Annotated in this window: 16 protein-coding genes; 9 read left to right on the forward strand and 7 right to left on the reverse strand. The window is 58.5% G+C overall.

Going from position 1 to position 19225, the window contains the following annotated elements; genetic code table 11:
* Window positions 1–30: 30 nt before the first annotated feature.
* Complete coding sequence (locus EOI86_RS00875) at window positions 31–411, reverse strand: hypothetical protein (protein WP_127763262.1); 381 nt, start codon at window positions 409–411, stop codon at window positions 31–33.
* Window positions 412–499: 88 nt separating this feature from the next.
* Window positions 500–829, reverse strand: a complete 330-nt coding sequence (gene hspQ / locus EOI86_RS00880) for a heat shock protein HspQ (protein WP_127763263.1) — start codon at window positions 827–829, stop codon at window positions 500–502.
* 273 nt (window positions 830–1102) lie between these two features.
* On the opposite strand from hspQ, the gene ettA reads away from it, so the two are divergent.
* A complete protein-coding gene (gene ettA / locus EOI86_RS00885; protein ID WP_127763264.1) occupies window positions 1103–2782 on the forward strand; it encodes an energy-dependent translational throttle protein EttA in 1680 nt (559 codons plus the stop codon).
* A 166-nt stretch (window positions 2783–2948) separates the two neighbouring features.
* A complete protein-coding gene (locus tag EOI86_RS00890; protein ID WP_127763265.1) occupies window positions 2949–3923 on the forward strand; it encodes a D-2-hydroxyacid dehydrogenase in 975 nt (324 codons plus the stop codon).
* A 56-nt stretch (window positions 3924–3979) separates the two neighbouring features.
* On the opposite strand, the gene EOI86_RS00895 is transcribed toward EOI86_RS00890, so the two are convergent.
* The 3 genes from EOI86_RS00895 to EOI86_RS00905 form a co-directional block, all read right to left on the reverse strand.
* Entirely contained in the window at window positions 3980–5161 is a 1182-nt protein-coding gene (locus EOI86_RS00895) for an MFS transporter (protein ID WP_161973641.1), read from the reverse strand.
* Between the two features lie 129 nt (window positions 5162–5290).
* The gene (locus EOI86_RS00900) at window positions 5291–6001 is read right to left on the reverse strand and encodes a FadR/GntR family transcriptional regulator (RefSeq protein ID WP_161973642.1); all 711 of its coding nucleotides are present in this window, start codon (window positions 5999–6001) and stop codon (window positions 5291–5293) included.
* A gap of 136 nt (window positions 6002–6137) precedes the next feature.
* Window positions 6138–6671 carry a hypothetical protein gene (locus tag EOI86_RS00905; protein WP_127763268.1) on the reverse strand — a complete coding sequence of 178 codons (534 nt, stop codon included), beginning with the start codon at window positions 6669–6671 and terminating at the stop codon, window positions 6138–6140.
* A 99-nt stretch (window positions 6672–6770) separates the two neighbouring features.
* On the opposite strand from EOI86_RS00905, the gene EOI86_RS00910 reads away from it, so the two are divergent.
* The 3 genes from EOI86_RS00910 to EOI86_RS00920 all read left to right on the forward strand — a co-directional run bounded on the left by EOI86_RS00910 (window position 6771) and on the right by EOI86_RS00920 (window position 9222).
* Complete coding sequence (locus EOI86_RS00910) at window positions 6771–7601, forward strand: N-formylglutamate amidohydrolase (protein ID WP_127763269.1); 831 nt, start codon at window positions 6771–6773, stop codon at window positions 7599–7601.
* A gap of 73 nt (window positions 7602–7674) precedes the next feature.
* Window positions 7675–8826, forward strand: coding sequence for a carboxylate-amine ligase (locus EOI86_RS00915; RefSeq protein WP_127763270.1), 1152 nt, complete (start codon window positions 7675–7677; stop codon window positions 8824–8826).
* Window positions 8827–8913: 87 nt separating this feature from the next.
* Window positions 8914–9222 carry a DUF1244 domain-containing protein gene (locus EOI86_RS00920; RefSeq protein WP_127765062.1) on the forward strand — a complete coding sequence of 103 codons (309 nt, stop codon included), beginning with the start codon at window positions 8914–8916 and terminating at the stop codon, window positions 9220–9222.
* A gap of 33 nt (window positions 9223–9255) precedes the next feature.
* Here the strand turns inward: EOI86_RS00920 and EOI86_RS00925 are convergent, their stop codons facing one another.
* Complete coding sequence (locus EOI86_RS00925) at window positions 9256–10293, reverse strand: TAXI family TRAP transporter solute-binding subunit (protein WP_127763271.1); 1038 nt, start codon at window positions 10291–10293, stop codon at window positions 9256–9258.
* Between the two features lie 211 nt (window positions 10294–10504).
* Between EOI86_RS00925 and EOI86_RS00930 the strand changes: the two genes are divergently transcribed.
* The 4 genes from EOI86_RS00930 (at window position 10505) to EOI86_RS00945 (ending at window position 15412) form a co-directional block, all read left to right on the forward strand.
* On the forward strand, window positions 10505–10807 hold the full coding sequence (locus EOI86_RS00930; protein ID WP_161973643.1) for a DUF2312 domain-containing protein: 303 nt from the start codon (window positions 10505–10507) through the stop codon (window positions 10805–10807).
* 138 nt (window positions 10808–10945) lie between these two features.
* Window positions 10946–11605: a cupredoxin domain-containing protein gene (locus EOI86_RS00935; RefSeq protein ID WP_127763272.1), complete on the forward strand. Its 660-nt coding sequence runs from the start codon at window positions 10946–10948 to the stop codon at window positions 11603–11605.
* Between the two features lie 16 nt (window positions 11606–11621).
* Window positions 11622–14033: a putative bifunctional diguanylate cyclase/phosphodiesterase gene (locus EOI86_RS00940; RefSeq protein WP_127763273.1), complete on the forward strand. Its 2412-nt coding sequence runs from the start codon at window positions 11622–11624 to the stop codon at window positions 14031–14033.
* Window positions 14034–14230: 197 nt separating this feature from the next.
* Entirely contained in the window at window positions 14231–15412 is a 1182-nt protein-coding gene (locus EOI86_RS00945; protein ID WP_127763274.1) for a Bcr/CflA family efflux MFS transporter, read from the forward strand.
* 36 nt (window positions 15413–15448) lie between these two features.
* Here the strand turns inward: EOI86_RS00945 and EOI86_RS00950 are convergent, their stop codons facing one another.
* Window positions 15449–19003, reverse strand: coding sequence for an indolepyruvate ferredoxin oxidoreductase family protein (locus EOI86_RS00950; protein WP_127763275.1), 3555 nt, complete (start codon window positions 19001–19003; stop codon window positions 15449–15451).
* Between the last annotated feature and the right edge of the window lie 222 nt (window positions 19004–19225).

The raw sequence follows: 19225 nt of genomic DNA on the forward strand, positions 1-19225 counted from the left end.
AGACGTAGATCATCTATTTGAGCTTCGGCGCTAGAGTGTGGCGCTATCTGTTGCAGGTAGGGCGCCGGTTTGGCTTTCCGTCTGTAGGAAATTTTGCATTGCGTCCGGGTCGACGACCGTCGCCGCGAGCATGCCGAGCAGGTAGAGCACCACGGCTTGGTCCCACCGTGTCAGATAAGGGACGAAAGGCTTTTGCCGGTGGAGCAGGGCTGAAATCGCCACGCCGAAGGACGCGATGATCAAGAAGTTTGAAACGGCAGCGGCGCGCAGCGGGACGGGCGAAACCGTCGCCAGAATGACGCAAATACCGAGTATCAAAACCAGATTGCCCAGAACACGGCGGTTGCCGCCATCCGGGCCACGGTCTTGTTTATGAAGTTTTTTACCGTCTCCGTACGGGCCGGTAGCCATTGGAACGCCCACTCTGCTGTTATTCTTTGACGACTGCCTTTCCCTTGCACTCCGGCAACTGCCCGGAGGTTGGGGCTCTTCTTTGGATTCAGTTCGCCTTTTGTCTCGGCCGGTAGACCCCGCCTTCCATACCGACAAAGTATTCCGCGATGGCCGGATGGTTCACGGGAATGTCGGGATCTTCCGGTTCCAGATTCTGCTCCGACACATAAGCGATATACGGCGTCTTATCGTGGTTTTCCGCGAACAGGTGATAAAACGGCTGATCTTTCCGGGGGCGCATTTCCGCCGGAATACTCTGGTACCATTCTTCGGTATTCGCGAATTCCGGATCTACGTCGTAGATCACGCCTCGGAATCCGAAACGCTTGTGCCGGACAACCTGTCCGATCGGGAATTTCGCATGGGTATCAAGCATTCTGTTCCGATCCATCCAAACTAAATCACTGTTATCTATGTAAGTTGGCGATCGTTCATAACAAGATATCGCGTTTTACGACCTGCGGAAAGCGTATGATGTTCCGCTCCCTCAATGTGACCGGCGACATTCCGACCGCAACGCCAATAGGCCTGTCTTTGGCATGAACGTAAGGCTTGCGATTGATCCGCTCCCCCGGTTCCGCTAGAAACGCGCCGGACCTGTACTGCAGGAACCCTTCAACGTATTTCCAACACATGGCGGCAGCGGACAATGGCTTCTTATCAGTACGTATTCGGTATGCGCGGATTGTCGAAGAGTTATCCGGGCGGGAAACAGGTCCTGAAGGACATTACCCTCCAGTTCCTTCCCGGGGCCAAGATTGGGGTTCTCGGCTATAATGGCGCGGGTAAATCCACCCTGCTGCGGATCATGGCGGGGATCGACAAGGAATATAACGGCGAAGCCTGGTCGGCCGACGGGGTGAAGATCGGCTATCTTGAGCAGGAACCGCAGCTGGATGAGAGCAAGACCGTTGCCGAAAATGCCATGGACGGCATGCGTGAGCTGAAAACCGTTGTCGACCGTTTCAATGAAGTCTCCATGAAGCTCGGCGAAGTGACCGACGATGACGAGATGATGGCGCTGATCGGCGAACAGTCGGAGCTTCAGGAAAAGATCGACGCGGCCGACGCCTGGGATCTGGATCGCACTGTTGAAATCGCGATGGACGCACTGCGCTGCCCTCCGGGCGAAAGCCCGGTCGAAAAGCTCTCGGGCGGTGAACGCCGGCGTGTGGCGCTCTGCAAACTGTTGCTGTCCAAGCCCGACATGCTGCTGCTCGACGAACCGACCAACCATCTGGATGCGGAATCCGTTGCCTGGCTGCAGCGTTTCCTGGCCGACTATCCCGGCACCGTCGTGATGGTCACCCATGATCGCTACTTCCTGGACAATGTGACGGGGTGGATCCTGGAACTCGACCGTGGTCGCGGCATTCCCTACGAGGGCAACTACTCCTCGTGGCTGGAACAGAAGCAGAAGCGCCTTGAACAGGAAGGGCGCGAGGAAGCGGCCCGGATGCGGACGATTTCGCAGGAGCGCGAGTGGATTTCCGCCAGCCCGCGGGCCCGCCAGGCGAAATCCAAGGCCCGTATCAAAGCCTATGAGGAATTGCTGCAGCAAGCCGGCGACTCGTCGGTCGATACCGCGCAAATCGTCATTCCCGCCGGGCCCCGTCTGGGCGATCTTGTCATCGAGGCCGATAAGGTTCGGAAAGGCTTCGGAAACAAGCTGCTGATCGATGACCTTAGCTTCAAGCTGCCGCCGGGCGGTATTGTCGGGATTATCGGCCCCAACGGTGCCGGTAAGACGACGCTGTTCAAGATGATCACCGGCAACGAGGAACCGGATACGGGATCCTTGCGGCTCGGCGATACGGTGAAGCTGGGTTATGTGGATCAGTCGCGCGACGCGCTGGATGGGAAAAAGACCGTCTGGGAGGAAATCTCCGACGGTGAGGACATGATCGAACTCGGCAAGCGCAAGATGGCAAGCCGCGCCTATGTCGGGGCCTTTAATTTCAAGGGTGGCGACCAGCAGAAAAAGGTCGGCCAGCTATCGGGTGGGGAGCGCAACCGTGTGCACCTGGCCAAGATGCTGAAATCCGGGGCCAATGTGCTGCTGCTCGATGAACCGACGAACGACCTGGACGTCGATACCCTTCGGGCGCTGGAAGATGCTTTGCTGAGCTTCGCCGGATGCGCGGTTGTCATTTCGCATGACCGTTGGTTCCTGGACCGTATTGCCACCCATATCCTGGCCTTTGAAGGCAATAGTGAGGTGGTCTGGTTCGAAGGGAACTATGAAGATTATGAGGCTGACCGGCACGCCCGCCTGGGCACGGATGCCGACCAGCCGCACCGCATCAAGTATCGCCGCATCGACGCATAGGGATCACGATCCGGTAAGGCGGACGGGCTCGGTTTTCACATGTTCGGCATGTCGACCCGGCCCGCGTTGACAGGGAACCATCCGGCATCCTACCGCTTGCTGGATGCACCCGGTGCCGCGCGCGCCGGATGCTGGTTCTGGTATAGATTGTTGAGGGGTGAATTTCATGTCGGGTGGCGCCGATCCACGCGTACTTATCGTCAGCGATGAACCGGATGAGTTCATTTCACCCTGCGCCGGGCGAATGGAGCATGTTGACTACTCCGTCTGTTCCGATCCGGATGATATTCCAGCTGCGCTGAGCAAGCAGTCACCCTCGGTGGTGTTCGTTGCTCCCGGGGAGAGGATGCGGAAAAGCGCTGTTCGGCAAGTTGTCGAATTTCCCACTGTACAATGGGTTTCCAATGCCGGGGCGGGGGTTGAACATTTGACGCCATGGGACCCGGCGCGGGTTTCCGTGACAAACGCCGCCGGTGTGCTCAGCGAATTTCTCGCCGAATACACGATTTCTGCTTTGCAGATGTCTAATGTAGGTTTTCCGCAATTGATGGCTCAGCAGCGCCGGTCTGAATGGGTTCAGCATGCCTGGACCCCAATCGCGGGCAAGACCATTTCCATTATCGGCCTGGGGCATGTGGGCCGTGCTGTCGCGCGGCGCGCCAAGGCACTGGGCATGCATGTGATCGGCGTGCGCGCACGCAAAGTGGCAACGCCATGTGTCGATCTATTGCTGCCGGTGAGCCGGTTGTGCAACGCCATGGCGCGCGCGGATTTCGTTTCTGTCCATGCGGCCGAAACCCCGGAGACACGAGGCATTATCGGTCAATCTTCCTTCGCCTGCATGGCCCGTGGAACGGTATTTTTGAACGCATCGCGGGGGCCGCTGGTGGACGAAACGGCACTGCTGGAAGCCTTGGACAACGGCAAGGTCTCCTGTGCCATCCTGGATGTTTTCGACCGGGAACCTTTGCCAGCCAACCATCCGTTCTGGACCCATGACAAGGTCGTCATGTCGCCGCATATGGCCGACTATGTACCCGACTGGCAGGGACGGATGTTCGGTGCCTTTCTGGACAATCTCGACAGGTTCCGGCGGAACGAGGCGCTGGCGAACATCGTCGATCCGGCCCGGGGTTACTGACGTCCCAAAACATTGGCGACCCAAGATACTGATCGCTCCGGCTGAGGAGAATTGGCCTAGGGCGTAGAGACCTTCTGCAAAGCGCGGCGGATGATGGTGAAAATCGTCAGCAACCCGAACAGGCCGGTCAGCACGAACAACAGCGCGTCATTGCCGTACAAATCCATGGAAGGACCGGATAGGGCCGGTCCGATTACGCCGCCGCTTCCCCAGGCCAGCGCGGAACAGGCCATCGCCGCAGCCAGTTTCGGTCCCTTGAAGCGCCGCCCAAGCGTTACCAGCGTTAGCGTATAGGCGCCGAAAGTCGTCCCCCCCAGAACACCCAGAGCAAGGAATGCGGTCCAAGTGTCCAAGGCCAGGAACGGGACGATTGCGCAAAGGGTGGCCGAGATAATGGCGCAAAAGAACAGGATCCAATTAGCGTTCATCATATCGCTCAATTTGCCCACGAAGGGCTGGGCGATGACGGAACCAACGGCAAGGGCGGCCACCAGAAGTGCCGCCAGGTCGCCGGAATAGCCTCGGCCCAGCGCATAGATGGGAAACAGGCTCATCGCCGCCGCTTCGAAGAAGCCCATGGCGAGAACCGAGAACATCATGACCGGTGCGATCACGATCATGGCGAAAATAGATCCACCTTCACCGCCGCCCGCACCGGCATCCCATTTCTTCAAAGGCAGAACGATCAGGCCACTCATCGCAATTACGACAGCACACAGAATGAAGGGTACCGGGGGATGGAAACCGATCAGCGGGATACAGGACGGCCCCAGGGCGAAGGTCGCGGAAATCACAGAGGCATAAATTCCGATCACCGTGCCGCGCCGTTTTTCCTCCAGCAATTCATTCAACCAGGCTTCCGTACCGATGAATATGCCGTTGACGCAGACAGCCAGGAAGAACCGGGCGATGCACCAAACGTAGAATCCCTCGATCCAGATCATCGATAGGATGATCGCGCAGCCCAGGGCCGCGCTGAGACCGATCATGGCACGATAGGTAATGCTGCGGGAGATCCGCGGAACGGTAAAGGCGGAGATCAACAGACCGAACCCGGCCATCGCACCGTTGATGCCGATCTCGGTTTCGCTGAAGCCCTGCGATTCCAACACAAGCGCGACGACCGGATAGGTCATCCCCATGCTGAAGGAAAACCCGCTGACCGCCGTGATGACCAGTATCAACGCCGCCGTCCGCGACTGGACGAAATTGCGCATTTGCGCGTTGTCCCGCTCCATGCCCTTCCTCCAGCTTTGGCCCCAGGCCCGCATCAAGGCCCGCATCAGTGCAAGGGAAGAGCCGGTAGCACGGCGGCATCGTCGCGGCCACCCGAATCTTGTTCGGGCCAGGGCAAGACTTTTGAGGGACTAGGAGAACAGGCCGGCGGCCACGTAATGGGTTCTCACCCAGGCCAGATGGGCCACCATGGCGGCTGACGCGGCATCTCCGTCGCGGTTCTTCAGGGCTGTCAAAATGGCTTCGTGCTGCTGCATGACAGCGGCATCGTCCTTTGGTTCGCCGAACAGTTCGTCGCGATTGTACCGCAGCATTTCGAACAGGGTGCCGCGAATGACGCCCAGCAAATGGCGATAGACGGTGCTGCCGGACGCTTTTGCGATCGCCAAATGAAAGTCCATATCCACTTGGGCACGGTTCTCCGCGCTGTTCCGCATACGCTCGACCTGTATTTCAATCAGTGCAATGTCTTCGTCGGTTGCCTTTTCCGCGGCCCGGCGAACGGCCCATGATTCCAGAAGGGAGCGTATATCAAGAAGGTCGGCCAAGCTGCCCCGGTCAATTTGGGCCAAGGCCGTCAGTGCCGGATCGGCCCCGGTCGGCGGTTCCGCGACCCGCGTGCCGCCGCCGCGCACAGCGGTCAACAAGCCTTGGGCCTTCAGTTGCTGCAGTCCAGCCCGCACTGAAACGCGGCTGACATCGAGCATTTCCGCCAAGCGGCGCTCCGCCGGCAAGCGGTCGCCGGGGGCGAATTCACCGGATGCGATGAAATGTAATACTTCTGCAGCGACCCTATCCCCCAGATTCTCGTGGGCGACGGGCTGAACGGTCGGCGATGCCATTGAGGGTGCGTTTCCCCGCTTATTATTTGGCGCAATGGTATCACCAATGTCGGGAAAGCCAAGTTTTCCGGGGTTTTGGCGATCCATAAGCCGTATTTCGGACTGATTCGAACTAGGCCGGAGAGGGCCGCGCGGATTATGCGGCGCGTTTGCCGCGTGTCAGCAGCCAGACGCGGGCGACATCGATCGTGCTGACACCGACGAGTTCCGCCGTCCGTTCCACGCTGACCCCGTCCCGCAGCAGGCCCGCGATCAGGCGAAATTCATCATCCTTGCCCGGAATATACCGTCGAGGCCGGTTGGGGGCGGTGCGGCGCGCACGGGCGGCGGTTTCCTGTTCCTCCAGGCCCCTGCGCTTGGCCTCTTCCTTGGCCATCATGAAGCGGTATTTCTCGGATGCCTCATAAGCCTCGGTCATCCGGACCATATTGGCGGCCCATCGTGCGGCTTCGCGCTGCTGCGCGGCCCGCTCATCGGCATCAATCCGGCCGTTGTCTTCTTCCGGGAAGGCCTCTTTTTCGGCCTCCTCCAAGGTCATGCCGTTGGCTTTGGCCAAACGCGTAGCGGCAATCTCAGCGGCTTTGCGCTCGCCCTCGATGGTGGCGGAACGCATGACGCCGATGATCTTGCGAAGCTTCTCACGCTCCGCGTCGCTCAGGGGTTGGGCCATACTGCTTTCCGGTTGCTTATACTGGTAAATATCATATCTAGTACCGAAGCCGCAGGGTAGCGCTCTGTGCATCACAGGGATAGACGACTCGGAAATTTCATGTGCCCCGAAGCGCATGCTGTCGAGTCGGACGCGTTACTGACAGCGTTCGATCCGCCAGCATTTCATATTTCGAACCCGGATGGAAAGGCCGCTGGCGTCATCGTCTGCGACCATGCCTCCAATAAAGTTCCAAGGCGCCTCGACAGCCTTGGGCTTACGCCTGCCTGCCTGAACTTCCACATTTCCTATGACATTGGTGCGGCGGGCGTGGCCGAACGGCTTGCACCCTTGCTGGACATGCCGGCGATCTTCAGCGGTTATTCCCGGCTTGTCATCGATATGAATCGCCCGACCGACGATTTCACGAGCATCCGGGAAATCAGCGACGCGCATGTCGTGCCGGGAAACCGGGGCTTGACCGAACGGGACCACCACTTGCGGCAGGAGGAATTGTTCAAACCCTATCACGACGCGGTCGAAGGCCTGATGACCGACAAACGCCGCCGCGCCGATGAATTGGGCCTGGAAGCGCCGGTCGTCATTTCCGTCCATTCCTGTACCGACGAGATGCGCGGCGTGAAAAGGCCCTGGCATATCGGGGTGCTCTACAACCGCGATGAACGCCTTGCCAAGGCCATCATTGATGTCCTGCGCGACCAGAACCCTGACCTCACCATCGGCGACAACAAGCCCTATTCCGGCCTCGACGCCTATGGCTACACGATCGAACGCCACGCCCTGCCCTTCGGCATCCCCAATGTCTTGTTCGAAGTCCGCCAGGACTTGATCGGGACGGAAGAGGGGCAGGCGAAGTACGCAAATATCCTCGGTACAGCGCTTGCCGTAGTCCTGAGCGATGTGACGCAATTCACCTTCGATCGGGTTTGAGGCAAGGGCCGAATACTCGACTACCCCGCTACCGAATGTTGACGGTGTGACCTGGGCGGTTTATCCGGGATTGATGCGCACGGATGACAACAGCTTTACGGTCGGGATCGAGGAAGAATACCTCCTTGTCGACCCGGAAACCCGCCAACTGGCCGAAGACGGTGACGTCAGCCAGGGGGTGATCGATGCGGTGATCGCCGCGGTCGGGGAAGATGTCGGCTTCGCGACACCGGAATTCCTGAAGGCGCAGGTTGAGGTTGGGACTGAAGTCGCCGGTTCCATCAAGGATGTTCGCAAGAAGCTTTCGGCCATGCGCAAGGCCGTGTCGACGGCGGCGAACGAGAAGGGTTTCGCGATCATCGCCGCCTCGACCCATCCGATGGCGAATTGGCGTGACGCGCACCACACCGACAAGGAACGCTATAACGTCCTGGCGAACGACCTGCAGACGGTCGCCAAACGCATGGTCATCTGCGGCATGCATGTTCATGTCGGCATCGATGACGACGATTTGCGCTTGGATCTGTTGGGACAGATTTCCTATTTCCTGCCGCACTTGCTGGCGCTGACCACGTCCTCACCCTTCTGGGCTGGACAGGATTCGGGTCTGCAATGTTACCGGCTCTCGATCTTCGACGAGTTGCCGCGTACCGGTCTGCCGGAACATTTCGACAGCTGGAGCGACTACACGCGCCATGTGGAAACCCTGGTCAATATCGGGCTGCTCGAGGATGCGTCGAAGATCTGGTGGGATATCCGCCCCCATTGGCGGTTTTCGACCCTGGAAATGCGGGTCGCCGATATCTGCACCTATATGGATGACGGCATTGCCGTCGCGGCGCTTTATGCGTCGCTGCTCTCCATGTTGCTCCGGCTGCGCCGGACCAATCAAAAATGGCGGACCTACAGCAACATGTTGATCAACGAGAACCGTTGGCGCGCGCAAAGGCACGGTTTCGACAAGGGCTTGGTCGATTTCGGGGCAGGTAAGGTCGTCGACTACAACAGCCTGCTGGAAGAAATCCTGGAATTGACCAAGGAAGATCAGCAGCGGCTGGATTGTGTCGAAGAAGCGAGTCATGCCCGCACCATCCTGTCCCGAGGGACCAGTTCCCACAATCAACGGCGGATTTACACCGAAGCCAAGGCCGAAGGCGCCAGCAACCAGGAAGCGCTGGAGAAGGTCGTCGATTGGCTGATCGAAGAGACCGTCCGCGATATTTGAGGGCGGTTCGCCTGAGCAGCGGTTGGAAAATCGCAGATGCGCACCATCTCAATGACGAACCGGAACATCGCGGGAGAGGACAGCAAAATGAAGGATATTGATCAGCAGACCCAGACCGAACTGGAGGCAGCGGCGTTCCGCACCCTGGTAGAGCACCTGCGGAACAGGACCGACGTCCAGAATATCGACATGATGAACCTGGCCGGGTTCTGCCGGAATTGCCTCAGCCGCTGGTATGGTGAAGCCGCCGCGGAAAAAGGTGTCGAGCTTTCCAAAGAAGACGCGCGCGAAATCGTGTACGGCATGCCGTATGGCGAGTGGAAGGATAAATACCAGACCGAGGCCACGGCCGATCAACAGGCCAAGTTTTCCGACGAAATCAAGAAAGTACACTGACGCGGACCGGACGTGCCCGCCGGGGTCGTCCTGTTAGCGGGTTGTCAGATGGGCGGGGATGTCGAGCCCGATTTCCTCGAAATAACGCTGTGCACCCGGATGCAGGGGCACGGGCAGGCCGGTAAGGGCATTGTCGGGTGACAGGGCCTTCATGGCCCGGTGAATGCCGCCCAGATAGTTGAGGTTCTCAAAGATCGTGCGCGTGATCATGTAGACGTCTTCGTCGGGTAGGTCGGCGGAGACGGCCAGGAAATTAGGCTGGGCGATCGATTTGATGTCTTCCGTTTGGTTGGGATAGGTACCGGCCTTGATGGTATGCGGTCGGTAAAGACCCAGGCCACCATCCGCCAGCGCAGCTTCCCCGTCATCAAAGCCCAGCAGTACAACGTCATCCCCCAAGGCCTTCATGACGCGCGTTATGGCGGCGACTGGTTCGCCCGCCGGTGTCGACATGCCGTCTATCTTCCCATCGATCATTGCCTTGGCGCTGGGCCCATAGCCCAGATAGCTCAGCACATACTCGCTCTCGACATCGTCGACCCCCAGATTCCCCAGAACCATTTTGTTGGACCCCAATGTGCCGGAATCCTTTCGGCCCATTGAAAAAGCCTCGTCATCCATATCCAAAACATCATCGATGGTGCCGGTATCCAGGAATTCCTTGCGGATCAGCCAATGTTCCACATTCGGCCACAGCATCGTCACTGCGCGCAGGTTTTCGTCTGGGCCGTCCGTTTCGAAGGGGCCGGCGCCGCGCCGGGCGTAATAGCCGGAGAGCCCCTGCAGGATCGCGAATTGTGCCTTTCCTTCGCGCAACAGGCGCACATTCTCTTCGGACCCAGCGGATCTGATCGCGGTCATGCCGATATGTTGACGCGGGAGCAACTTGATCTTGATCAGGGTGGCAAGTGCGACGCCGACCGGAAAATAGCTTCCGCCGACCGATGCTGTTGCCAATAGATGGTCACGCTCATCTTCCGCATGGGCACTAGGCGCGGCCAACAAAGCCGCCAGAAAACCGGCCGCGGCGAGAAGGGCTCCCACCCGCTTGAGAGCGGTTTTGAGGCGCATCGGTTGTTTCCTTCCCTGGAAATAATCCCGCACCGGCGCTTCGCCGGGTTCGAGCGACTGGGGTTCACATAACGGTGCTCTAAAACGGGAAGGTAACGGATCGCTGGGCGTTGTTAAAGTGGCCCCCGGACTGTATGGTCCGCCGACTTCGGCAGGCGACTTCGCCGAGCCTTTCCGACGCATAATTTGATCGATGGATGGAGAGTCTTTCATGTCCGACACCGGCGCCATGCAGAAAGATACCGACCCCGGATACGAAACCGCGACCGGGTCTGAAGCAATGGGCGTGACCGGCGAACGGTTGCGTTCTTATATCGAACGGATCGAACGGCTTGAGGAAGAAAAACAAGCGCTTGCCGATGATATCAAGGAAGTCTTCGCTGAGGCGAAGGGAACCGGTTTCGATGTGAAGGTGATGCGCAAGATTATCCGCATGCGAAAGCAGGATTTGAACGAGCGCAAGGAAGAAGAAGCGTTGCTTGAAACCTACATGGCCGCAATTGGAATGATTTGACCGGCCAGTTATTCAAGTTGATTCCGTAGAAATACGGTGATTCACTTCAAATTAAGTTAAAAATTATTGTTTTGCGTCGAAACCAAGGGCCTGCGGTACTATATTGTGCCTGGGTGATGGGAGGCTTTCGGCATTCCGATGACATGGTTGCTGTCTAATTCGATCGGATTTCTATCCGTTGCGGGTGCAGTTTGCGCCTGGGTTGTGGTTGCCGGCCCTACGGCTGCGGCGGATGTGAACCTGTCATTCGTGGATAGCGAGGGGGCGGACGTGCAGGACGTGGTCGCCACCTTGGAAGTTCCGGACGGTCAACCCGTCGTGGCTTCTGCCCCGGTGGAGGTTGAAGTCAATCAATACCGGCAGTCCTTCGAACCCTTGGTGACAATGGTGCCGATCAACAGCGATGTCCGGTTCCGCAACAGCGACAGCTTCGCCCATCACGTCTATTCCTTTTCCAAGGCCAAGTCCTTCGAACATCGCCAATCGACGAGTGGGGTGACGGAGGCGATGACTTTGGACAAAGCAGGTCTGATCGCGCTTGGCTGCAATATTCACGACCACATGCTGGCTTACATCTATGTCTCGGATACGCCGTATTATGGACTTTCCGGCAAGGATGGTTTCGTTCAGATGCAGGACGTTCCAGATGGAGACTATGTTCTGAAAATCTGGCACCCACGGTTGAAGGGCAAGGCGATCGAAAAGCCGGTCACTGTTGGCGGCGATACGGTTGAGGTTCGTGAGACGCTAGAATTGAAGCCGCCCCGTAAAGTGAAAAAATCACTCTACTCCCGCTGAGCCATTGGCACGCTGGATGAAAGTTAGTTTCCAATCCAAGCTGATCGTCTTTGCGTTCGGTATTCTTGTCGCCGTTCAAGTCTTGAGCGCTGTTGCGGTCTATTATTCGACGAGGAGCCTGGCGATCGAGAATCTGCGGGTGGAACTGGCCGCGACGGAGCAGGTCTTCCTGACCCATTTGGAAAATACGACCCGGGCGATGGCGGAAACCACGACCGCGGTGACGCTCGACTTCGCTTTCAGGAACGCGATTGCACAGGGTGACAAACCAACGCGCCGGTCGGTTCTGGAGAACTTCCGGGATCGCGTGGCAGCCGACCGCGTTTTGCTTGTCTCCTTGGATGGTGAGGTTGATATCGACACAGCGCGTGAAGGCGCCATGGGAACGGTATTTCCCTTCACCGATTTGGTCGAGCGCGCGGATGTGGAGGGTGTCGCATTCGACATCGTGTCCATGGATGGCAAGCTCTATGACATGGTTCTGCTGCCGGTTCTGGCACCGGATGCCATCGCTTGGATCGCTTTCGCCATGGCAATCGATGATGAGTTCGCCGTCGAGATAAGAAATCTGGCGCCGTTTCCCACTTGGGTCAGTTTCCTCATGAAGCAGGGTGGGGAATGGCGATTGGCCGCTTCGACTGCTTCCGGCGCGGAACGCGTGTCACTGGAAAACTATATCGCGGCAAATCAGGAATTGCCGGTCGGCCCCAGTCTGGTCGATGTGGAAAACCGCACCTTCGTGACGACGGCGACCGAAATCCATGGGGAAGGGCGCAAGGTTCCGGTCGCCTTGTTGTTCCATTCGACGATCGACCCTGCTCTGGCCCGGACCCGGGAATTGCTGCTGCAACTTGCGGCGTTGTTGGTCGCGGCCTTGGTCGTCACTCTGATTGGCGCGGTCTTCCTTGCACGCGGGATCACCCGACCGGTGCGGGATTTGACCACGGCAGCCGGACGCGTCCGGGAAGGGGACTACAATACACAGGTCCTCTATCAGCGGCAGGACGAGTTTGGCGAATTGTCCGATGCCTTTAACAAGATGATGACGGATATCCAGCGTCGTGAGGAAACCATCTCCCATCAGGCACGGAACGATGCGCTGACCGGCTTGCCGAACCGGCGGGAGTTTCTACGGCAGGTGAACGAGCATGCCGCGAAAAGTCCGGACAAGCCCTTCGCAGCCGTTATAGTCGGGCTGGAGCGGGTGCAGGAGATGAACAGCTCGCTCGGGTTCGAAGTTGGGGATCGGATCATCAAGGGCGTCGCGGAGCGGCTCCGCGAGCATATTGCCGAAGACGATATGGTCGCCAGAATCGGCGGCGACGAATTCGGTCTGGTACTGAACGGTGAGCAATGGGCGCAGGGCGGGGATACACTGCTTACGTCCCTGATCCGTGCCATGGAACATCCGATCACCGCCCGTGAAGGCAATGTGGATATCAGTCTGCGCTTCGGCTTGGCGCTATACCCGGAACACGGCGACAACGGCGCGAATCTTGTGATGTCGTCCGAGCTTGCGATGTACAAAGCAAGGCTCGCCGGCAAGCCCACTCATATCTTCGACCCGGTCGCGGACAGGCCCAGGCCGGAAGCCCTGATGCTGATGGGGGAAATGCGGAAAGGGCTGGAAACCGGACAATTCCAACTGGTCTACCAGCCCAAGGTCGATGTCGCGACCGGCAAGGTCGTGGCGGCGGAGGCTCTATCCCGCTGGCAACATCCGCATATGAAGAATCTTTCGCCCGAGACCTTCGTTCCCTTAGCGGAGCAAACAGGGAATATCCGTCACCTGACCCGTTGGATGCTGGAACAGGCGACCACTGATTGTGCAGCCTGGCGCGCGGCGGGGTTGGACCTGAAACTCTCCGTCAATTTGTCCGCGAAGGACATCGCGACGGGTGAAATCGTCATGATCCTGAGCCGGTTGTTGGTCGAAAAAGGCCTGCCGGCGGAAGTCCTGACCCTTGAAATCACCGAAAGCGCCTTGATGGATGAGCCGGAGGAAGCGCTCGCCACATTGGATAACCTGTCCGACATGGGTATGAGCGTGTCGGTTGACGATTTCGGGACTGGATACTCCTCGATGAGTTACCTGAAGCGCTTGCCCGCGGATGAATTGAAGATTGACAAGTCCTTCGTGCTCAACCTGGCGAACAGCCGGGAGGACGACGTCATCGTCCGCTCGACTGTTGACCTGGGACGGAACCTGGGGCTCAGCGTGACGGCTGAAGGGGTGGAAGATCTTGAGAGTTTCCTGCGGCTCCGCGAAATCGGCTGTACCATCGCACAGGGCTACTTCGTAGCGCGGCCCATGCCCCTCGAGAAGTTCATGGAATTCTGCACGAACTCGCCTTGGGCGGATGGGACGGCCGTGCCGCCGGTTACTGCCGCAGGTGATGAACTTGAACACAAGACGCAGGACAGGTAGCTTGCTGCCTCAATCCACGGAGAGAGTAGAATGAAATTACGTTTGGACATCGTCGTAGGGTGTTGGTGCATGGTCCGGTAGCGGAAACGTGAACCGCCGCCCATGCGCCCCCGATCTTCATCGGGGGTTTTTTTGTGCCCGTATCGCCGGCGACGATCCCAGGCGCTGCCGAGAATAGAAACAAGGATTTCGATAGTATGAGTGCCTATCGTTCTGCCCCGCATCTTGCGACGCTTGTCCTGTTGGCGGCGCTCTCACCGCTTTCGATCAACATGTTCTTGCCGTCACTCGCAAAGATCGCTGTTGATTTGCGCACGGACTATGCGCTCGCGAGCCTTTCGGTTTCCGGCTATCTGGCGGTGACGGCATTGGTGCAATTGATTGCCGGGCCGTTGTCGGACCGTGTCGGCAGGCGGCCGGTGCTGATTGGCACGCTCTCTATCTTCGCTTTTGCGTCCCTGATTTGCGCCTTTGCGGACAACATTGCCGTTTTTCTGGCCTTCCGGATGCTTCAAGGCGGCGCTGTCGCCGGCTATGCCTTATCGATGGCCATCGTCCGTGACACGCGGCCTGAACGGGAAGCAGCTGGCTTGCTGGGGTATATCGCGATGTCCATGGCGGTTGCCCCAATGATGGGGCCGGTTTTGGGGGGCGTCCTGGACACAGCCTTTGGCTGGCGCACGACCTTCCATCTTTATGCCGCTCTGGGCCTGGGACTGCTTGTCCTGGTCTGGTTCGATTTGGGCGAGACACGTGCCCGACAAATGACCGACGGTGACGGTGCGGCGCCGCGTGTCAGGGTATTGCTGGCCGACGCTCGGTTTTGGGGTTACGCCCTGTGCTCGGCGTTTTCCGTAGGGGCGTTCTACATCTTTGTGTCGGGCGTGCCCCTGGTCGCGAAGGCGGTATTCGATGTTTCAACTGCTACGGTCGGTATGTTCGTCGGCAGTATTACAGCCGGGTTCGCGACGGGCAGTTTTATCGCGGGACGTTTGGCGCCGAAGGTTCGGCCGACAACAATGATGTTGGCGGGACGCGCTATCGCATGCGCGGGGCTGTCGGCGGGGTTGGTGCTTGTGTTCTTTGACGTTCTGACACCGCTCACCTATTTCGGGTCGACGATTTTTGCCGGCCTCGGCAATGGAATAACGATGCCTAGCAGCAATGCCGGCGTTGTGTCGGTTCAGCCAAGACTTTCGGGAAGTGCGGCTGGGCTCAGCGGGGCATTCATGGTCGGCTGCGGTGCCGTCCTGACATCCCTTACCGGCGGTCTTCTGACCGAAGAAAACGCTGCCCCCATGTTGCTGGGGCTGATGCTTTCAGCGGCCGTTATCGGTCTTCTGTCAGCGGCCTGGGTGCGGTTCCTTGGCGGCGACTAGTTTAGGTCGCCCAACGGAATCCGCACCCAATGACGCTTACTCCGCCGCGCTTTTGGCGCCTTCCTGCGGCGGCTTCTTGAACTGTGCCAGCAGGACTTGCTCGTTCGCCTTGGCGTCTGCGATGTGTTGTTCCTTCACATGCCCATAGCCGCGGATATGTTCCGGGATTTCTGCGATCTGAACCGCAATTGCGTGGTTTTCGCGGTTGAGACCGTCCAACACCGTTTTGATCGTCTCTTCGTAATCGGTGATCAGTTGGCGTTCCTGCTTGCGCTCTTCCGTTCGTCCGAAGGGGTCTAAGCGGGTACCACGGAGGCCCTTCAGCTTTGCCAGCAGGCCAAAGGCCTTCAACATCGCAGGACCGTATTCCTTTTTCTTCAGATGTCCGGTCTCCGGGTCGCGTTCCGCGAAAAGGGGCGGGGCCAGATGGAACTTCACAGTGAAGTTGCCGTCGAACTGCTTGTGCAGCTTTTTCATGAACTCGCCATCGGAATAGAGCCGCGCGACTTCATACTCGTCTTTATAGGCGAGCAGCTTGAAGTAATAGCGTGCCACGGCCCGGGCGAGGGAATCGTCGGTCATCACCTGGGATTCACGGCGCTGCACGTCCACCACGAAATCCTTGTAGCGGCGGGCATAAGCCTCGTTCTGATAGTCCTTCAGGAAGGCGATGCGTTTTTCGACGATGTCTTCCAGGCTTTTGGCGAAGCCATCGTCTTCGTCCGTGACGGGCTTCTTCTCACTGTCCTTTTGGTCGGTGATCCGCAGAACCGCATCCATGTCATGGGCGGCGCGGCGGCCCCACAGGAACGCTTGTTCGTTCAGCTTTACGGCGACGCCGTTGAGCTGGATGGCCTTGTCCAGGGCTTCCAGGCTGACCGGGATCAACCCTTTCTGGAACGCATAACCCAGCATGAACATGTTGCTGGCAATGCTGTCCCCCATAAGGGCTGTGGCCAGTTTCGATCCGTTGAAGAAATGCGCGTTCTTCGGCCCGGTGGATTCGGCGATCATCTCCTTCATTTCCGACGTCGGGAAAATCCAGTCCGGATTGTGCGTGAAATCGCCGGTGATGGATTTCTCCGTATTCACGATGGCAACCGTGGTGTCGCGTTCCACTTTGGAAAGCGCGGTCGTGCCGGAGGCGACGACGATGTCGCAGCCCAGCATCACATCCGCACCGCCGGCGGCGATACTGACGGCGTGAATATCCTCCGGGTTCTTGGCAACGCGGATATGACTGATGACGGGGCCGCCTTTCTGAGCTAGGCCGGCCATATCGAGGATGGAGCAGCCTTTGCCTTCGAGATGGGCGGCCATGCCCAATATTGCGCCGATGGTCACGACGCCGGTACCGCCGACCCCTGTCAGAAGAATGCCGTAGGGCTCTTCCTCGACGGTCGGGATCTTCGGTTCCGGCAAAGCCTCGAACAGATCAGGCACGTTCGCTACGCCGGCCGCTGCGGTCGGTTGCGAAACACCGGACCCCTTGCGAACTTCCCCGCCATGGACCGTCACGAAGCTTGGGCAGAACCCTTTTACGCAGGAATAGTCTTTATTGCAGGAAGACTGGTCGATCTTCCGCTTGCGGCCGAATTCTGTCTCCTGCGGGGTGACGGACAGGCAGTTGGACTGCACCGAACAGTCACCACATCCTTCGCAGACGGCGTCGTTGATGAAGACGCGCTTCTGCGGGTCCGGGAAAGTGCCACGTTTACGGCGCCGGCGTTTTTCAGCTGCACAGGTCTGGTCGTAGACCATGACCGACACGCCTTCGATTTCCCGCAAATCCTTCTGCACCGTGTCCAGATCATCCCGGTGATGGACGGTGACGCCGTGCGGGAATATGCCGTTGGCGTATTTCTCAGGCTCGTCGCTCACGACGACGACTTTGCGCGCGCCTTCAGCCGCCACCTGCGCGACAACCGCGGGCACGGTCTGAACCCCTTCGTGGGGTTGGCCCCCGGTCATGGCGACGGCATCGTTGTAGAGGATTTTGTAAGTGATGTTGACGCCCGATGCGACCGCAGCGCGGATCGCCAGTGTACCTGAATGTTGGTAGGTCCCGTCACCCAGATTCACGAAGATATGCTTCGTCTTGTTGAACGGGGATTGCCCCATCCATGCCGCACCCTCGCCACCCATCTGGGTGAAGGTCAGCGTATCACGGTCCATCCATTGGGCCATGAAGTGACAGCCGATCCCCGCATAGGCACGCGACCCTTCCGGTACCTTCGTGGAGGTATTGTGCGGGCAGCCGGAACAGAAATACGGCAAACGGGTGACCGACGGCTTCCGCGCGCCCAACTGCTGGTCCTTCGCATCCAGGAAAGCCAATCGGTTGGAGAAACGTTCGTTCCCCTCGATCGCGTTACCTCTGGGCAAGCGCTCCAGCCGCTGCGCGACGACCCTTGCGATCATGGCCGGGGTCAATTCTCCGAAGGACGGCAGGATCAATTCCCTGTCTTCGTTGAATTTGCCGTAGATCCGCGGGCGCTTGTCGTTCGGCCAATTATAGGCCTGTTCCTTCAACTGATTTTCGATCAGCGCGCGTTTTTCTTCGACGATCAGGATTTCTTCGTGACCCTGACAGAATTCACGGATGCTGTCGGGTTCCAGCGGCCAGGTCATGGCAACCTTGAAGACCGATATTCCCAATTCCTTGGCAAACTCTTCGTCGACTCCAAGGTCGTCCAGCGCCTGCCGCACGTCCAGATAGGATTTCCCGGCGGTGACGATGCCCAACCGCTTCTTGGGGCTTTCGATCATCGGACGGTTCAGTTTGTTTTTCTTTGCATAGGCAATGGCCGCATAGAGCTTATGACGGTGCAGATGCTCTTCCTGGGCCAGCGCTTCCAGCGCTTGTTTCGGATATTGAATGTTCAAGCCGCCTTCCGGCATCTTGAATTCCGTTTCATCCGGCAGTTCGACTTCTACCCGATGGGGGTCGACATAAACCGAAGCTGATGTGTCGACGGTTTCGGCAATGGTCTTGAAGGCGACATAGCAGCCGGAATAACGCGACAGCGCGATACCATGCAGGCCAAGATCGAGGAATTCCTGCACACCGGCCGGGTTAAGAACCGGTATCATCGCGTCCATAAAGGCGTATTCGGTCTGGTGGGCGGTGGTGGAGGATTTACAGGTGTGGTCGTCACCGGCCAGAAGCAGCACGCCGCCGTGTTTCGAGGAACCCGCGAAGTTGGCATGACGTAAGACGTCGCCTGACCGGTCCACGCCTGGACCCTTCGCATACCAGATGGAGAAAACACCATCGACGGTGTTGTCGCCGAAGAACTCGTTCTGCTGGGTGCCCCAAATGGCCGTCAGCGCCAAATCTTCGTTAAGGCCCGGCTGAAAATGGATATTGTTATTTTTAAGGAACTTGCGCGCCTTCCAGAGTTGCTGGTCGTAGGCGCCAAGCGGGGAACCGCGATAGCCGGAGATATAACAACCGGTGTTCAACCCCGCCTTGTGGTCCCGCTGCCGCTGCATGATCGGTAAGCGTACCAATGCCTGGGTGCCGGTGATGAACACGCGGCCGGATTCCAGGGTATATTTGTCGTCCAAATCGACATGGGCTAGCGCCATATCTGCTTCCTCCACACCTTAATTAGGTCCGGGGAAGCATCTTTTGCGTGGAAACCCACCGCAGATTACTTCCCTGGGACCGGCCCTATTGCTTTTCTTATGCCGGACACCGGCGCTCACTCTACGCGTGAACGCCGTTCCCGTCCCGGACGATATTAGCCTATAAAATAGGTTAGCATTACTGACCTATCCAGGAAAGACTGTCTTGCACGCCGGTGCGTG

This window comes from Hwanghaeella grinnelliae (assembly GCF_004005845.1).
GTDB lineage: Bacteria > Pseudomonadota > Alphaproteobacteria > UBA8366 > Aestuariispiraceae > Hwanghaeella > Hwanghaeella grinnelliae.

Bases quoted from the DNA above. Each gene is read 5' to 3' on its own strand.
- EOI86_RS00940 (WP_127763273.1), top strand. From the start codon at position 11,622: ATGAAAGTTAGTTTCCAATCCAAGCTGATCGTCTTTGCGTTCGGTATT.
- hspQ (WP_127763263.1), bottom strand. From the start codon at position 829: ATGCTTGATACCCATGCGAAATTCCCGATCGGACAGGTTGTCCGGCAC.
- EOI86_RS00935 (WP_127763272.1), top strand. From the start codon at position 10,946: ATGACATGGTTGCTGTCTAATTCGATCGGATTTCTATCCGTTGCGGGT.
- EOI86_RS00915 (WP_127763270.1), top strand. From the start codon at position 7,675: ATGCGCACGGATGACAACAGCTTTACGGTCGGGATCGAGGAAGAATAC.
- EOI86_RS00910 (WP_127763269.1), top strand. From the start codon at position 6,771: ATGTGCCCCGAAGCGCATGCTGTCGAGTCGGACGCGTTACTGACAGCG.
- ettA (WP_127763264.1), top strand. From the start codon at position 1,103: ATGGCTTCTTATCAGTACGTATTCGGTATGCGCGGATTGTCGAAGAGT.
- EOI86_RS00890 (WP_127763265.1), top strand. From the start codon at position 2,949: ATGTCGGGTGGCGCCGATCCACGCGTACTTATCGTCAGCGATGAACCG.
- EOI86_RS00900 (WP_161973642.1), bottom strand. From the start codon at position 6,001: ATGGCATCGCCGACCGTTCAGCCCGTCGCCCACGAGAATCTGGGGGAT.
- EOI86_RS00930 (WP_161973643.1), top strand. From the start codon at position 10,505: ATGTCCGACACCGGCGCCATGCAGAAAGATACCGACCCCGGATACGAA.
- EOI86_RS00945 (WP_127763274.1), top strand. From the start codon at position 14,231: ATGAGTGCCTATCGTTCTGCCCCGCATCTTGCGACGCTTGTCCTGTTG.
- EOI86_RS00905 (WP_127763268.1), bottom strand. From the start codon at position 6,671: ATGGCCCAACCCCTGAGCGACGCGGAGCGTGAGAAGCTTCGCAAGATC.
- EOI86_RS00875 (WP_127763262.1), bottom strand. From the start codon at position 411: ATGGCTACCGGCCCGTACGGAGACGGTAAAAAACTTCATAAACAAGAC.
- EOI86_RS00920 (WP_127765062.1), top strand. From the start codon at position 8,914: ATGAAGGATATTGATCAGCAGACCCAGACCGAACTGGAGGCAGCGGCG.
- EOI86_RS00895 (WP_161973641.1), bottom strand. From the start codon at position 5,161: ATGGAGCGGGACAACGCGCAAATGCGCAATTTCGTCCAGTCGCGGACG.
- EOI86_RS00950 (WP_127763275.1), bottom strand. From the start codon at position 19,003: ATGGCGCTAGCCCATGTCGATTTGGACGACAAATATACCCTGGAATCC.
- EOI86_RS00925 (WP_127763271.1), bottom strand. From the start codon at position 10,293: ATGCGCCTCAAAACCGCTCTCAAGCGGGTGGGAGCCCTTCTCGCCGCG.